Genomic DNA, 14,587 nt, shown 5'->3' with positions numbered 1-14,587 from the left:
GGTCGAGCCCTAGGTCAGCTGGCCAGCGAGTTCAGCGAGTGCTGCGCATCCTCGATCAGCGCGCAGTAGCGGTCGGGGTCGGTCAGCATGGAGGCATCGGCCGTGATGGTCAGTGCCAACGTGTCACCGAGGGTGCCCGCGTGGTGGCACAAGCCGAATCCGTCCACGATCGGCATGGGTGTGAAGATTCCGAACGCCGGCCTGCCGAGCAGTTCGAGCCGGCTGTCGCCGTGCATCATGTTCGACAGAACGGTGTTCGACGCGACACTGACGGGCGTGGCGCAGTTGCGAGATTGCAATGACATGAAAACTTTGACGACGATCGGCGGGATCACGTCGATGGAACGCCTCCGCGCAGACTGCGTCTTCTTCGCGATGCCGGCTTTCGCCATGGCCGTCGACCGCTGAATGGCAGCGAGGCGTTTTCGCACATCGGACACGTCCGAATGCAGAGACACCGTGAGGAACGACGCGCGGTTGGCCGACTCGGTCCCGTCGAGCGCGATCGGCACAGTGGAGCCCAGCGAACCCTCAGGACGCTCCCCGATCTCCTCGAGATAGCGATGCATCGCATCTGACACCATGCCCAGGAGAACGTCGTTGATCGTGCTGCCGGGCACGGCGGCTCTGGACCGTTTGATGTCGTCGACGTCGAACCACATCACGCGGCACACGGTGCCGCGATCGGTACGGCCGTCGAAGCGTGTCGCCGGGTGCGTCGGGCGTCCTTCGTCCGACGCGTCACCGTCCTTGCGTTCGAGAAGGTAGCGGCGCACGTACTTGAGCAGTCCGTAAGGCAACGTGACCGCGTTCTGGAGAGAGGTCGGTACCCGCTCCGCGGCATGATGTCCCCACGTCTCGTCCTCACGACGGGGGAGCGAGACGTCGTCACCGAAGATCGTCTTCAGAGCGTCCGCCAGACCCAGGCCGTCCATGATCGAGTGGTGAACCTTGACCAGGGCGAAGCACGCGCCGTCCGGGACACCCTGGATGTGGGATGTGCCGGTCAGGAACCTGATCTCCCACGTGCGCTCCGAGAGGTTCATACGCTCGTTCATCATCGACGTGACAGCGTTCTCGACGGGCGCCCAACCGGGTTCGCTCACCTGCGTCACGGACAACCCTGCCGCGTGGTCAGGCCTCGGCGAGTCGATCCAGAACGAATCTCCCAGGTCCCACCGCGATCGACGCAGGACGCGTCGGAATTGGGGAACGGTCTCGATGCGAGGAACCAGCCACTCGGCGATCGTTCCGAGGTCGAGCGTGTCGGCCTCGGTGCCCGGATGGGGATGAAAGACCACGACCTCGACGAGATTGGCAACCATTCGTTCGCTCTCCGCGAGAATGTTCACAGCGTCTCGGGGATGCAGACGAACGCCACGAGGGCGAGAGATCAATGAGGTCATCGACGGAATCGACCGTCCTTTCAGGTGCCGCACGTTCGGTGACGCCGCAAGGGCGGGGCGACGTCGCGTGGCGTTCTGCACCATCGGGCACGGCGTCACCCGTTACTTGTCGACCCTACCGAGTGTCGATCATTCGCCGTTCAGGCAGAGATCGACCGGGTGCGGAGCGAGGCCGCGACACGATCGCGGGTCCGGTGCCGGTCACTGGAAAGAGGGCCGTCCGGGTGTCCGACGAGTCGTGAACCCGCGCTTCACCGGTCGCAGACCACGAGAACCGGCTCGAAAAAAACGTCCAGCTCGTGAAAAAAGTGACACACATCACATCAGACGTGCCGAGTCAGGTGGGGCTCCCTGCGGCCTTTCGATAGCCGCGAATTGCAGGTCCGAGGAACAGCACGAGCAGCGCTACGGCGAATACCACACTCTGGATCGCGGGAGACTGCAGTGGGCCGCCGAGTGTCAGCGCCTTCATGGTGTCGACCGACGTCGATATCGGATTGTGCTCCACGACCGGCCGAAGGGACGGTGGATAAGCATTGGTGGGCACGAAGCCGGAATTGAAGAACATCAATATGGTGAACGTCATTCCGACCACTTCCACGAGGGGGAGCGTGCTCGACGAGATGGCCAGGAAGGTGACGAACACCGCGAATGCAGTTCCGAACATGAGCGGAACACCCATCGAGAGAATTCCGGCAGCAATTCCTTGATCGAACCGGAAGCCGAGAGCGAATCCCACTGCGTAGATGAGGCAGGTCGTCAGTACGACGCGAAGCGCCTCGGCCATCAGGCGTCCGACCAGGCCCGCGGCTCGATGTGTCGGCAAAGTGTAGAAACGTCCCAAGAGACCGGCCTTGCGCTCGCGTCGCAGTCCGATGGCGCTGGCGAGAGAACCGCTCATGGCGGCGACGAGAGCGATCAAGGGAACGGTGCCGAAAATGGCGTCGACTCCAGTGGCCTGTGTCACAGAATTTCCGAGCACCGTACGCAGCATGAGCAGGAAGAGCACCGGATAGATGACCGCCTGGATGATCGTGCCCGGATCACGCCGCCAGCGTGTCAGGAGGCGTCCGCAGTGAAGACCGCTCTGCAGCAGCAACGCAGCAATGCTGCGTTCGCTGGGGGCAGCGTCGGGTTCCGGAAGATGGCGGAGGGTCAGTGCCGAATCGGTCGTTCTCGCGTCCGTCATGACCGTCTCACGCTCGCCCACACTGCCAGAGGAATCAGAACGGCGATCAGACCCAGAGCCCAGATCACGGCGGGCAGCAAGGTCGCCCACACCACACCCGTGTCGGCGAGGTCGCGCATCGCGCCGGCGAAGATGGATATGGGTTGGTTGCGTACGAACGGCCTGATCCACTCCGGAAAGCCTGTTTCGGGAACGAACCCGGACGACAACATGCCCAGAATCAATTGCGGCAGCGTCAGGGCCTGGCTGGTGGCCTCTGGGCTGCGCGACAGCGATCCGATGGCGTCGCCACCCGTCGACAGTGCGAATCCGACGAGGAGCGCGAAGGCGAAGAACGCCGCCGCGGATGCGAGGCCGCCCGAGAAACGGAAGCCGATGAGCGTGCCGTAGAGGATTGCTGCCACCAGTGACACGAAAGCGTGGACGAAGTTCGCCGTGGACCGCGCGAGGAGCGGTACCCAGAGTTTGATGGGCATCGTCTGTAGACGCGAGGTCATTCCCGAGGTGCCCTCCATCGCGGCGCGCTGTGCGGCGGAGATCGCGGTGAAAGCCATTGTCTGCAAGCAGATGATCGGCATGAGGAATTGGGCGTAATCGATGCCCTGAAGCTGCATGACGAATTTGAGCGGCAGGTAGAACCCAGCGGTGTAGACCGCGGGAGCAATGATCGCGACCAGAAGATGTCCGGATTTGACCATGTGCCGCAGGTTGCGCTCGGAGAGACTCGCCCACTGGTTGAACGCCGTGGGCTCCACCGCGCGATGAGACGCGCGCGTCTCGTCGCGCGCCGACAGGACGCCGGTCACCGAGATCCCGCCTGATGTTCGACAGGAGGCTGTTGGGTGGTCTCGGACGCACCGGTACCGGTGAGTGAGAGGAAGACGTCGTCGAGGGAGGGTTTACGGAATGCGATGTCCTCGACGGCGATCCCAGCGATCTCGAGTCGACGAAGCGCTTCGCTCAAGACGGCCGGCCCGTCGTCGGCCGGCAGGGACACGACCGGAGCGTCGGAAGAATTGGCCGCCGCGATCGTCGGATTGAGCCCCTGGAACGAGCGGACAGCGCTGTCGAGGTCGGCGACGCTGTCCAGTGTGATCTCGACCGTCTTCGCTCCGATGCGACTCTTGAGCTGATCAGCGCTTCCCTGGGCGATGACGCGGCCGGTGTCGATGACGATGATGTCGTCGCTCAACAGGTCCGCCTCTTCGAGATACTGAGTGGTGAGCAACGTCGTGATCCCCTGGTCGCGCAGCGAGGACACGAGGGACCACACGGCTTTGCGGCTGCGAGGATCCAGGCCGGTGGTGGGCTCGTCGAGGAACACGACCTTGGGCCTCACGACGAGTCCGCACGCGATGTCGATCCGTCGGCGCATGCCCCCCGAGTACTCGGAGACCCGACGGTCCGCGGCGTCCTCGAGGTCGAAGTCCACGAGCAGGTCCACGGCACGGCTACGCGCTGACCTGCGCGTGAGGCCCATGAGGCGGCCGAACAGATGGAGGTTCTCGCGACCGGTCAGCGAATCGTCGAGCGCCGCGTACTGACCGGTCATGAGAATGGACCGACGGACTGCCGCCGGGTCGCGAGACACGTCGTGACCGGCCACCATCGCTCGCCCGCTGTCGATGCGGGTCAGAGTGGACAAGATCTTCACCATGGTGGTCTTACCGGCGCCGTTGGGGCCGAGTATGCCGAGGATCGAACCCTCGGGGACGGAGAAATCGATGCCTTGGAGGGCATTGACCGATCCGAAGGACTTGTGTACGTCCTCCACGGATACGGCGGTGTCCACTTGCGGCATTCGGTCTCCATTGTCGGCGCTCGGGTGTCGATCACTGACTATGACATCTTCGTCAGCGGTTCGAACGTTACCCGGCGCACTCGCTGTCCCTTCAGGACATCGTGACTCCGCGTACCTCAGCCGGTAGCAGGAAGCATGCGTGTTCGCCGGAAACCCTGCGCCGCGTCGAGCAACGTGTCGAGGGCTGCGCGAAGGCATTCGACGTAGTGTTCCGGGTCCGGTAGCAACTGGACGTGGGAAGACACGGTCACGATCATCCGCGAGCCGTGACTGACGGCGACATGGGCCAGGTTGACGCCGTCGACGGTGGGCAGAGGCGCGAAGACTCCGGTGACCGGTGCACCACACACCTCCATCGGCGCTGCACCGTACGGGATGTTGCTGACCATGGTGTTCATACTCACTCGAACAGGGTCAGGAGGCGCGGACGGTTGCAGACGCGCCGCGATGCGCTGGAACACCGCCGGCGCCACCGACGCAGCGTTCGGTGGCAGGGCTCCCACCCTCGTGGTGATTTCGGACTTCGCCCGTGACGTCGACGAGGCGACGGCACGGACACGGTCCAGTGGGTCCGGTATGTGGGTGTGCATGGGCACCACGGCGAACGCCAGCTGATTCGCCGTGGTGGACCCGCTTCCGGAGCGCACGTTGACCGGGAAGGAGACGCCGAGTGTCTCGTCAGGTGTTTCGTCGACAGTGGCGAGGTAGGACGACAGACCGAGACCGACAACCGACAGCAGCACGTCGTTCACGGTGGCACCGGGGACACAGGAGCGCACTGTCCGCAGATCGTCGACATCGGCGACGAAGTAGCCGAAGATCATGTCCGGCGTGACCCGTCGATTGAATCTGGTGGCCGGGAAAGTCGTGGTGGAGCGCGACGGGATCGTGCCCTCGAGCTCAGCTCTCCGCTGTGCTCTGTGGCGCACCATCACCGCCTTCGCGAAGACAGCCAGCTCCCGCGGTAGTCGCGCCACTGCCGCCGCTGTCGTGGGTATCGGTCGTATCCGTCGCACGAAGTCGTCGTCGTGGAATCTGCTGACATCCGCGTCCGACGGCGCCAGCATGCGGTGGGCGAGCGCCGAGGTTCCCATACCGTCGATCGCGCAGTGGTGGACCTTGAACAGCATGACGGTGCCATTGTCGGGAACACCCTCGGCACCGTTCAGTCCAGTGACGAAATGGATCTCCCACGTGGGTCGTGAGTAGTCGAAAGGCTGGGACGAGACCCCTGCGACACACTCCGCGAGGTAACTGCCGCCGGAGTCCGTGGGGGCCCGATGCAGGAACACGTGGCGCTCGATGTCGACGTCGCACGAAACCCAGTGCGGCATGGTCAGGTCGAGGGGAGTGGGCACCAGTCGACGGGTGAACAACGGGTGGAAGCTCGTCACCGACTCGGCAAAGGACACTGCCTCCCCGATCGAGACTTCGTGACCGCGGTGCGATCTTTCTCCGAGCACGTAGCCGTGGACGATGCTGCCCGGCGTACGAGCCGATTCGAAGTAATAGTTCAAGGCGTCCCGCGAGGTGAGCGGTTCACCGATCGATCCACCTGCACCGTTCGACACGACGGCTCCTAGCTTGTCGACTTTTTCCCGAACCGAAACAAACCATACACCTTTTACGGCGGGCTCGAACGAGGACTGATACGGGTACTCGGAGGATGAGAGGACGGGTCGCCGTCGTGCGCCTTACACTCCGATGAACGCACGCGCTCACGACCACAGGGAAATGATGTCGAAACTGACCAGAACGACGCGGTTGTCCATCGCGGGGGTTCTCATCGCGTCTCTCGTGACCATCGGCAACGCCGGGGTCGCGGGCGCGCAGAACGGACCGTCGAGGTCCCCGGCGGTGGTCGCCGGGACGCCTGGCGGAGCACGCGTCGTCGATGTCGAGCACGTGGGCGGGCTGCGATACCTCGTCGACGTCTACTCACCGTCGATGGACACGGTGGTCCCGCTGCAGATCTTTCGTCCAGCCGACACATCCGCGCCCCGACCGACGTACTACCTCCTGAACGGTGCGAGTGGCGGAGAGGATCCCTCCAGCAACTGGCCCGATCAGACCGACGTCGAATCCTTCTTCGCCGACAAGAACGTCAATGTCGTCATTCCGAGGGACGGAGCATTCAGTTACTACACCGACTGGATCGCAGATGACCCGGAACTGGGACGCAACAAGTGGAAGACGTTCCTGACGGAAGAGTTGCCCCCGGTGATCAATTCGTCTCTCGGGACCACCGGTACCCAAGCGATCGGGGGCATCTCGATGGCAGCCAGTGCCGTTCTCATGCTCGCGGCCGACGCCCCCGGTCTGTACGCCTCGGTGGCGTCGTTCAGTGGTTGCGCGAGCACGTCCGACGACCTCGGCCGTGCGTGGGTGAAACTGGTGGTGGAGGCCCGCGGTGGCGGCGACACCACCAACATGTGGGGCCCTGACGGCGGACCCGAGTGGATCGCCAACGACGCGCTTCTCAATGCCGAGAAGCTGCGGGGTACCCCCCTGTACTTGTCGACGGGCAACGGTCTGCCCGGCTTCGACGACACCTTGGCGAGTGCGCGCATAGCCGGCGACGTCCCGGCGTTGGTCAACAGGGTTCTCGTCGGCGGCGGTATCGAGTCCATCACGGACTCCTGCACGCGTGCGTTCGCTGGAAAGCTCTTCGATCTGGGTATTCCGGCAACTGTCAACTTCCGCAACGGTGGCACGCACTCGTGGGCCTACTGGCAGGACGATCTGCACGAGTCCTGGCCGATGGTGGCCGGATCCCTGGGCCTCGACAAGTGAGCAGACAGTCGGAGAACGGGAGTGATGACAGCGTGAACACCGACAGACGACCCACCGTCTCGATCGTCGTGCCCGTGCTGAACGAGGAGCTTTTCATCGCTCCGTGTCTGGACCATGTGCTGCCCCAGATCGACGAGGTGACGGAAGTGATCGTCGTCGACAACGGGTCGAGCGATCGCACTGTCGAGATCGTCGAGGCATACATTGCGCGAGACCCTCGAATCCGCTTGGTGCACGAGCCCCGTAAGGGACTCTTCCACTCGCGCGCAGCAGGTTTCCGGGCCGCCACGACCGACATCGTCGGTCGGATCGACGCGGACACGCGTATCGCGCCCGACTGGGTCGCCGCCGTTCGACGCGCGTTCGAGACCACCGATCCGGCTCGGAGGTTGGGTGGCGTGACGGGGCTCAGCGCTCCTTACGATTCTCCGTTCAGCAGATCGAAGAAGCTGCTGGTCGAGGTACTCGTGCGCACGAAAGCCATCGGAACCGGCAAGACGATCGCCAACATGCACGGTGCCAACATGGCAGTCAGTCGCGAGGCGTGGGACGCGGTCGAGGACCAACTCACCCCGCGTGCGGATGTACACGAGGACATCGACTTCGCCTTGTGCCTCAGGGAGGCAGGTTTCGCGATCATTCAGCCGGCCGACATGTGGGCCGACGTGTCTCCTCGGCGAGCGTTGACTCCCCCCTTGCAGTACACCTCGTTCGTTCGGGCCGGCATCACCAGCTTCGAGATCCATGGTCGAGGACACTGGACGTTGCGTTGGTTGGTCGCGCCTGTGACGTGGCTCTCGCACGCGGTCTTCTGGTTCCCCTACCGCGCATACGATCCGACCACGCGGCGCTTCTCGGTGCGCCGGCTCGTCAGTCGCCAGGAGTTCCGGCCGGCAGCGCTGTCGGAAGCACCTCCCGGGAGCTGACCGACAGCAGAGCACCGGACGTCACCGCGGGCAGGCCGGAGGCCGGTCGGAAGTCACCGCGGGCAGGCCGGAGGCCGGTCGGAAGTCACCGCGGGCTGACCCACACGGTGATGTCGGCGTGGACGACCTCGGTGCCGCCGGCGTCGCGCAGGCTGACCGGGATCACGAGTTCCACGCCGCTGGTCACCGATTGCCAGTCCGGCCGATCGTCGAGCAGCGCGGTGGCGGTGAGCCCGGATCTGCCGGGGGCCAGGTACTGGACGTTCATGCCCTTGGGGATCCATCGGTGGGTCGTGGGGATCGTCGCCTCGGCGAGCATCCCCATCGCCACCTCGGCCAGATTGCAGGCCGCGATGGCGTGGAAGGTGCCCAGGTGGTTGTGCACTCCGAACCACGTGGGCCCGGAGACCACGCACCGCCCGGGGGCGAGCTCCCGTACGCGGGGGAGGACCGTGGCGAAGAAGGGCACGCGGACACACATTCCCGCGGAGAACGCCAGGGAGCGGGTGATCCCGCCGGGGAGTCGCTGCCAGAGCGCGTAGGTGCTGGTGACCGTTGCCATGGCTGCACCTTACTCGGCGGTAAGTTGGTCGGGCGCGGTAGATCCGCGCGCTGACCGGTCGTCCGCGCTGGTTGCATCACGTGCGGATGGGTAAATTCTGCACGGATCGCAGCGATCGACCGTGCGCTCCGGCCGCGCTACCGCCTCGATTTGAACTCGACCCCCGGCGTGGGTCATACTGTTCGGGTTGCCTTGACCAAGGTGATCCCTGTCGTGCGTGTTGCGACGTGATCTCGCGGTCGAGGTATGCGACGAGAACGACATGCAGTGATTGCGCCGGCACGATGGGCGCATCCGGTCCGCGTTCTCCCGCCGGTCGAGTTCGGGCCGAGGGAGAATTATGTGCGGGAATGCGACACGCCCGACCGCGTGGACCGGAGAACCATGACAGATGAACAGCGGCAACGGATTCCTCCTGGCCACGCGTGTGCGTGGATGCGAGAGTCCGCCACGTTCGTCCTCATGGATGCGCCTCGCGCTCGGCTTCATGCCGGCGTCGGGTCAGCACACTGCCGGGTTCTCCGGATCGACATCCGGAGACGAGAGACCTGACCAACGGTTAACCAGGGCAAGGAAGAGGACATAAGCGTGGCGGGACAAAAGATCCGCATCAGGCTCAAGGCCTACGACCACGAGGCGATCGACGCGTCCGCGCGCAAGATCGTCGAGACCGTGACCCGCACCGGGGCACGCGTGGTCGGACCTGTGCCGTTGCCCACCGAGAAGAACGTGTACTGCGTCATCCGTTCGCCGCACAAGTACAAGGACTCTCGCGAGCACTTCGAGATGCGCACGCACAAGCGACTCATCGACATTCTCGACCCGACGCCGAAGACGGTCGACGCGCTCATGCGCATCGACCTGCCGGCAAGCGTCGACGTCAACATTCAGTGAGCGCGGAGACAACCATGACTGACAACATCAAGCGTCCGGCCAAGGGCATTCTGGGCACCAAGCTCGGCATGACCCAGGTCTTCGACGAGAACAACCGCGTCGTCCCGGTCACCGTCGTGAAGGCTGACCCGAACGTCGTGACCGCGATCCGTACCGAGGAGCGCGACGGCTACAGCGCCGTCCAGGTCGCCTTCGGTGCCATCGATCCCCGCAAGGTGAACAAGCCGGTCACCGGCCAGTTCGCCAAGGCAGGCGTCACGCCTCGCCGCCATCTCGCGGAGCTGCGCGTCGCCGACGCCGCAGGCTACGAGATCGGCCAGGAGCTCACCGCAGCCGAGTTCGAGGACGGCGCCTTCGTCGACGTCACCGGAGTCAGCAAGGGCAAGGGCTTCGCGGGAACGATGAAGCGCCACGGCTTCAAGGGCCAGGGCGCGAGCCACGGTGCGCAGGCTGTCCACCGCCGCCCCGGTTCCATCGGTGGCTGCGCGACCCCCGGCCGTGTCTTCAAGGGCATGCGCATGTCGGGCCGCATGGGTAGCGACCGCATCACCACGCAGAACCTCTCGGTGCACAAGGTCGATGCCGAGAACGGTCTGCTGCTGATCAAGGGTGCGATCCCGGGCCGCAAGGGCGGCGTCGTGATCGTCAAGAGCGCAGTGAAGGGTGGTGCGCGAGCATGACCAGTCTCGAGAAGAAGACCGAAGCCAACCTGACGCTCGACGTCAAGGAGCTCGGTGGCAAGACCAACGGCACCGTCGATCTCCCCGCCGAGATCTTCGATCGCACCGCGAACATCGCGCTGATGCACCAGGTCGTCGTCGCGCAGCTCGCTGCGGCACGTCAGGGAACGCACTCGACGAAGACGCGTGGCGAGGTCCGCGGTGGCGGCAAGAAGCCGTACCGCCAGAAGGGCACCGGCCGCGCACGTCAGGGCTCGACCCGCGCACCGCAGTTCGTCGGCGGTGGCACCGTCCACGGCCCGCAGCCGCGCGACTACAGCCAGCGCACCCCCAAGAAGATGATCGCTGCAGCTCTCCGCGGTGCCCTCTCCGACCGGGCGCGCAGCGAGCGCATCCACGTGATCACCGAGCTCGTCGCGGGACAGGTGCCCTCCACCAAGGGTGCTCGCACGTTCCTCGCGGAGCTCACCGATCGCAAGAAGGTTCTGCTGGTCATCGGCCGCGCAGACCTGGCCGCATGGAAGTCCGTCCAGAACCTCGACGGCGTTCACCCCATCGCGCCCGATCAGCTCAACACCTACGACGTCCTCGAGGCAGACGACGTGATCTTCAGTGTCGAGGCACTGAACACGTTCATCGCAGGACCGGCCAAGGCAGCAACGGATTCACAGGAGGAGGACAAGTGAGCACCATTGCCGATCCCCGCGACATCCTGCTGGCCCCGGTCATCTCGGAGAAGTCGTACGGGCTCATCGAGCAGGGGACCTACACGTTCATCGTGCACCCCGACTCGAACAAGACGCAGATCAAGATCGCTGTCGAGAAGGTCTTCGGCGTGACTGTGACCAGCGTGAACACCGCCAACCGGCAGGGCAAGCGCAAGCGGACCCGATTCGGCTACGGCACGCGTAAGAGCACCAAGCGCGCGCTCGTGACCCTCTCGGCCGACAGCAAGCCCATCGAGATCTTCGGAGGCCCGGTCGCGTAAGCGGCCGGAGCTCAGAGGGTCCTCGAGGATCAAGGGACGAGACAAACATGGCAATTCGTAAGTACAAGCCGACCACTCCCGGTCGTCGTGGCGCGAGTGTCTCCGATTTCGCGGAGATCACGCGCTCGACACCGGAGAAGTCGCTCATCCGCCCGCTGCACGGCCGCGGTGGCCGCAACGCACACGGCCGCATCACCACCCGTCACAAGGGTGGCGGTCACAAGCGCGCCTACCGGCTCATCGACTTCCGCCGCAACGACAAGGACGGCGTGCCGGCCAAGGTCGCTCACATCGAGTACGACCCCAACCGCACCGCCAACATCGCGCTGCTGCACTTCGCAGACGGTGAGAAGCGCTACATCATCGCGCCGAAGGGCATCTCGCAGGGTTCGCCCATCGAGTCGGGTGCCACGGCCGACATCAAGCCCGGCAACAACCTCCCGCTCCGCAACATCCCGACGGGTACCACCATCCACGCGGTGGAGCTTCGTCCGGGTGGCGGCGCCAAGATGGTCCGCTCCGCCGGTGCCGGTGCTCAGCTCCTCGGTAAGGAAGGCGCCTACGCCACGCTGCGTATGCCGTCCGGTGAGATCCGTCGAGTCGACGTGCGCTGCCGCGCCACCGTCGGCGAGGTGGGCAACGCCGAGCAGTCCAACATCAACTGGGGCAAGGCCGGCCGTATGCGCTGGAAGGGCAAGCGCCCGACCGTCCGTGGTGTCGTCATGAACCCGGTCGACCACCCGCACGGTGGTGGCGAGGGCAAGACCTCCGGTGGTCGCCACCCGGTCAGCCCGTGGGGGCAGCCGGAAGGCCGTACCCGCAAGAACAAGCCGAGCGATCAGCTCATCGTCCGCCGCCGCCGCACCGGCAAGAACAAGCGATAATCAGGAGGGAGTAGCAGATGCCACGCAGTCTGAAGAAAGGCCCGTTCGTCGACGACCACCTCCTGAAAAAGGTGGACGTTCAGAACGACAAGGGCACGAAGCAGGTCATCAAGACCTGGTCACGCCGCTCGACCATCACCCCCGACTTCATCGGTCACACCTTCGCCGTCCACGACGGTCGCAAGCACGTCCCGGTGTTCGTCTCGGATGCGATGGTCGGACACAAGCTCGGTGAATTCGCGCCGACGAGGACCTTCAAGGGTCACATCAAGGACGACCGGAAGGCGAAGCGGCGATGACCAACTTCACCCCCACCGACAACCCGATCGCCCGGGCCACGGCCAAGCACGTTCGCGTGACGCCGATGAAGGCCCGTCGCGTCGTGGACCTGGTCCGCGGAAAGAGCGTCGAGGATGCCCTGAACATCCTCAAGTTCGCACCGCAGGCTGCCAGCGAGCCCGTCGCCAAGGTCGTTGCCTCGGCAGCGGCCAACGCGGAGAACAACCTGGATCTCGATCCGAGCACGTTGATCGTCTCGGCTGCATTCGTCGACGAGGGCGCGACCCTCAAGCGTTTCCAGCCTCGTGCCCAGGGTCGTGCGTTCCGCATTCGTAAGCGCACATCTCACATCACGGTCATCGTGGAGAGCCTGCCCAAGACCGGCGGCTCGACACGTGGTCGCCGGAAGGGAGCTCAGTAGTGGGCCAGAAGATCAACCCGCACGGCTTCCGCCTCGGCATCACGACCGACTGGAAGTCCCGCTGGTACGCAGACAAGCAGTACGCGGAGTACGTCAAGGAAGACGTGCAGATCCGCAAGCTCCTCGCCACGGGCATGGAGCGCGCCGGCATCGCCAAGGTGGAGATCGAGCGCACCCGTGATCGGGTTCGCGTCGACATCCACACGGCGCGTCCGGGCATCGTCATCGGTCGCCGCGGCGCCGAGGCGGATCGCATCCGTTCCGAGCTCGAGAAGCTGACCGGCAAGCAGGTCCAGCTGAATATCCTCGAGGTCAAGAACGCCGAGTCCGAGGCACAGCTCGTCGCACAGGGTGTGGCCGAGCAGCTCTCGAACCGAGTCGCTTTCCGTCGTGCGATGCGCAAGGCCATCCAGTCGGCCATGCGTCAGCCGAACGTCAAGGGCATCCGCGTTCAGTGCTCCGGTCGCCTCGGCGGCGCGGAGATGAGCCGTTCCGAGTTCTACCGCGAAGGTCGCGTTCCGCTGCACACACTGCGTGCGGACATCGACTACGGCCTCTACGAGGCGAAGACCACCTTCGGTCGCATCGGCGTGAAGGTCTGGATCTACAAGGGCGACATCGTCGGTGGCAAGCGTGAAGCTGTCGCCGCCGCTGCTCCGGCAGGCGATCGTCCCCGTCGCGAGCGTCCGTCTCGTCCGCGTCGCAGCGGTGCCTCGGGCACCACGGCGACCAGCACCGAGGCCGGCCGCGCAGCGACCGCAACCGCTGATGCACCCGCTACGACCGAGCAGAAGGAGGGCTGACGCATGTTGATCCCCCGTCGGGTCAAGCACCGCAAGCAGCACCACCCCAAGCGTTCGGGTGCCGCCAAGGGCGGAACTCAGGTGACCTTCGGTGAATACGGCATCCAGGCTCTCGAGCCCGCCTACATCACCAACCGTCAGATCGAGGCAGCCCGTATCGCCGTCACCCGCCACATCAAGCGTGGTGGCAAGGTCTGGATCAACATCTACCCGGACCGTCCGCTCACGAAGAAGCCTGCCGAGACCCGCATGGGTTCCGGTAAGGGTTCGCCGGAGTGGTGGGTCGCCAACGTCAAGCCCGGCCGCGTGCTCTTCGAGCTCAGCTACCCGGACGAGCAGATCGCTCGTGAAGCTCTGACGCGTGCGATTCACAAGCTGCCGATCAAGGCACGCATCATCACGAGGGAGGTTCAGTTCTGATGGCTACCGGTACCCCGGCTGCCGAGCTCCGCGAGCTCGGCGACGAAGAACTGATCACCCGCCTTCGTGAGTCGAAGGAGGAGCTGTTCAACCTCCGCTTCCAGATGGCCACCGGCCAGCTGGACAACAACCGTCGGCTGCGCGTCGTCCGCCACGAGATCGCGCGCATCTACACCGTGATGCGCGAGCGCGAGCTCGGGCTTGCCGCCGGACCTTCCGAGGACACGGCAGGTGACGCAGCATGAGCGAGGAAACAGTGACTGAAGAGACCACCCGCAACAGCCGGAAGACGCGTATCGGATACGTCGTCTCCGACAAGATGCAGAAGACGATCGTCGTCGAGTTGGAGGACCGTGTGAAGCACGCCCTCTACGGCAAGATCATCCGACGCACCACCAAGGTCAAGGCCCATGACGAGAACGGAGTCGCCGGCGTCGGCGACCGCGTTCAGCTCATGGAGACCCGCCCCCTGTCCGCCACGAAGCACTGGCGACTGGTCGAGGTCCTCGAGAAGGCCAAGTAACACCTGCAGCACCCATGG

The 14,587-nt window shown here is 64.8% G+C and carries 19 protein-coding genes; 13 read left to right on the top strand and 6 right to left on the bottom strand.

Annotation, left to right across the window (positions count from 1 at the left end; all coding sequences use genetic code 11):
- Positions 1-14: 14 nt before the first annotated feature.
- The 5 genes from HQ314_RS07450 to HQ314_RS21700 all read right to left on the bottom strand — a co-directional run bounded on the left by HQ314_RS07450 (position 15) and on the right by HQ314_RS21700 (position 5,967).
- The gene (locus HQ314_RS07450; RefSeq protein ID WP_222649735.1) at positions 15-1,406 is read right to left on the bottom strand and encodes a wax ester/triacylglycerol synthase domain-containing protein; all 1,392 of its coding nucleotides are present in this window, start codon (positions 1,404-1,406) and stop codon (positions 15-17) included.
- 337 nt (positions 1,407-1,743) lie between these two features.
- Positions 1,744-2,595 carry an ABC transporter permease gene (locus HQ314_RS07445; protein WP_222639575.1) on the bottom strand — a complete coding sequence of 284 codons (852 nt, stop codon included), beginning with the start codon at positions 2,593-2,595 and terminating at the stop codon, positions 1,744-1,746.
- Positions 2,592-3,407: an ABC transporter permease gene (locus HQ314_RS07440; protein ID WP_374197830.1), complete on the bottom strand. Its 816-nt coding sequence runs from the start codon at positions 3,405-3,407 to the stop codon at positions 2,592-2,594. The genes HQ314_RS07445 and HQ314_RS07440 overlap by 4 nt, the downstream gene beginning before the upstream one ends.
- On the bottom strand, positions 3,398-4,396 hold the full coding sequence (locus tag HQ314_RS07435) for an ATP-binding cassette domain-containing protein (RefSeq protein ID WP_222649734.1): 999 nt from the start codon (positions 4,394-4,396) through the stop codon (positions 3,398-3,400). Before HQ314_RS07435 ends, HQ314_RS07440 begins: the two co-directional genes overlap by 10 nt.
- Positions 4,397-4,512: 116 nt before the next feature.
- The gene (locus tag HQ314_RS21700) at positions 4,513-5,967 is read right to left on the bottom strand and encodes a wax ester/triacylglycerol synthase domain-containing protein (RefSeq protein ID WP_222649733.1); all 1,455 of its coding nucleotides are present in this window, start codon (positions 5,965-5,967) and stop codon (positions 4,513-4,515) included.
- Positions 5,968-6,130: 163 nt separating this feature from the next.
- Between HQ314_RS21700 and HQ314_RS07425 the strand changes: the two genes are divergently transcribed.
- Together HQ314_RS07425 and HQ314_RS07420 are read left to right on the top strand one after the other, a co-directional pair.
- Positions 6,131-7,189: an alpha/beta hydrolase family protein gene (locus HQ314_RS07425; protein ID WP_222649732.1), complete on the top strand. Its 1,059-nt coding sequence runs from the start codon at positions 6,131-6,133 to the stop codon at positions 7,187-7,189.
- Positions 7,190-7,221: 32 nt separating this feature from the next.
- The gene (locus tag HQ314_RS07420) at positions 7,222-8,115 is read left to right on the top strand and encodes a glycosyltransferase (protein WP_222649731.1); all 894 of its coding nucleotides are present in this window, start codon (positions 7,222-7,224) and stop codon (positions 8,113-8,115) included.
- An 85-nt stretch (positions 8,116-8,200) separates the two neighbouring features.
- On the opposite strand, the gene HQ314_RS07415 is transcribed toward HQ314_RS07420, so the two are convergent.
- On the bottom strand, positions 8,201-8,677 hold the full coding sequence (locus tag HQ314_RS07415) for a hotdog fold domain-containing protein (RefSeq protein WP_222649730.1): 477 nt from the start codon (positions 8,675-8,677) through the stop codon (positions 8,201-8,203).
- A gap of 588 nt (positions 8,678-9,265) precedes the next feature.
- Between HQ314_RS07415 and rpsJ the strand changes: the two genes are divergently transcribed.
- From rpsJ to rpsQ, 11 genes are read left to right on the top strand one after another with little or no spacing between them, the layout of a single operon-like run.
- A complete protein-coding gene (gene rpsJ / locus HQ314_RS07410; protein WP_003938093.1) occupies positions 9,266-9,571 on the top strand; it encodes a 30S ribosomal protein S10 in 306 nt (101 codons plus the stop codon).
- 14 nt (positions 9,572-9,585) lie between these two features.
- The gene (gene rplC / locus HQ314_RS07405) at positions 9,586-10,251 is read left to right on the top strand and encodes a 50S ribosomal protein L3 (RefSeq protein ID WP_027504646.1); all 666 of its coding nucleotides are present in this window, start codon (positions 9,586-9,588) and stop codon (positions 10,249-10,251) included.
- Positions 10,248-10,937, top strand: coding sequence for a 50S ribosomal protein L4 (gene rplD / locus HQ314_RS07400; protein WP_027504647.1), 690 nt, complete (start codon positions 10,248-10,250; stop codon positions 10,935-10,937). The genes rplC and rplD overlap by 4 nt, the downstream gene beginning before the upstream one ends.
- Positions 10,934-11,239, top strand: a complete 306-nt coding sequence (gene rplW, locus HQ314_RS07395) for a 50S ribosomal protein L23 (RefSeq protein ID WP_027504648.1) — start codon at positions 10,934-10,936, stop codon at positions 11,237-11,239. Before rplD ends, rplW begins: the two co-directional genes overlap by 4 nt.
- Positions 11,240-11,286: 47 nt before the next feature.
- Positions 11,287-12,123: a 50S ribosomal protein L2 gene (gene rplB / locus HQ314_RS07390; RefSeq protein WP_027504649.1), complete on the top strand. Its 837-nt coding sequence runs from the start codon at positions 11,287-11,289 to the stop codon at positions 12,121-12,123.
- A gap of 17 nt (positions 12,124-12,140) precedes the next feature.
- Positions 12,141-12,422, top strand: a complete 282-nt coding sequence (gene rpsS, locus HQ314_RS07385; protein ID WP_027504650.1) for a 30S ribosomal protein S19 — start codon at positions 12,141-12,143, stop codon at positions 12,420-12,422.
- On the top strand, positions 12,419-12,823 hold the full coding sequence (gene rplV / locus HQ314_RS07380; RefSeq protein WP_027504651.1) for a 50S ribosomal protein L22: 405 nt from the start codon (positions 12,419-12,421) through the stop codon (positions 12,821-12,823). The genes rpsS and rplV overlap by 4 nt, the downstream gene beginning before the upstream one ends.
- Positions 12,823-13,626, top strand: a complete 804-nt coding sequence (gene rpsC / locus HQ314_RS07375; RefSeq protein WP_027504652.1) for a 30S ribosomal protein S3 — start codon at positions 12,823-12,825, stop codon at positions 13,624-13,626. The genes rplV and rpsC overlap by 1 nt, the downstream gene beginning before the upstream one ends.
- A gap of 3 nt (positions 13,627-13,629) precedes the next feature.
- Positions 13,630-14,046, top strand: a complete 417-nt coding sequence (rplP, locus tag HQ314_RS07370) for a 50S ribosomal protein L16 (RefSeq protein WP_027504653.1) — start codon at positions 13,630-13,632, stop codon at positions 14,044-14,046.
- Entirely contained in the window at positions 14,046-14,291 is a 246-nt protein-coding gene (gene rpmC / locus HQ314_RS07365) for a 50S ribosomal protein L29 (RefSeq protein ID WP_027504654.1), read from the top strand. The genes rplP and rpmC overlap by 1 nt, the downstream gene beginning before the upstream one ends.
- Positions 14,288-14,569, top strand: coding sequence for a 30S ribosomal protein S17 (gene rpsQ / locus HQ314_RS07360; protein ID WP_027504655.1), 282 nt, complete (start codon positions 14,288-14,290; stop codon positions 14,567-14,569). The genes rpmC and rpsQ overlap by 4 nt, the downstream gene beginning before the upstream one ends.
- The last annotated feature ends 18 nt before the right edge of the window (positions 14,570-14,587 follow it).

Source organism: Rhodococcus sp. BP-332, assembly GCF_019836065.1.
Lineage (GTDB): Bacteria > Actinomycetota > Actinomycetes > Mycobacteriales > Mycobacteriaceae > Rhodococcoides.
Note: the sequence above shows the minus strand (reverse complement) of the source record. Positions and strands in the feature narration are given on the sequence as shown.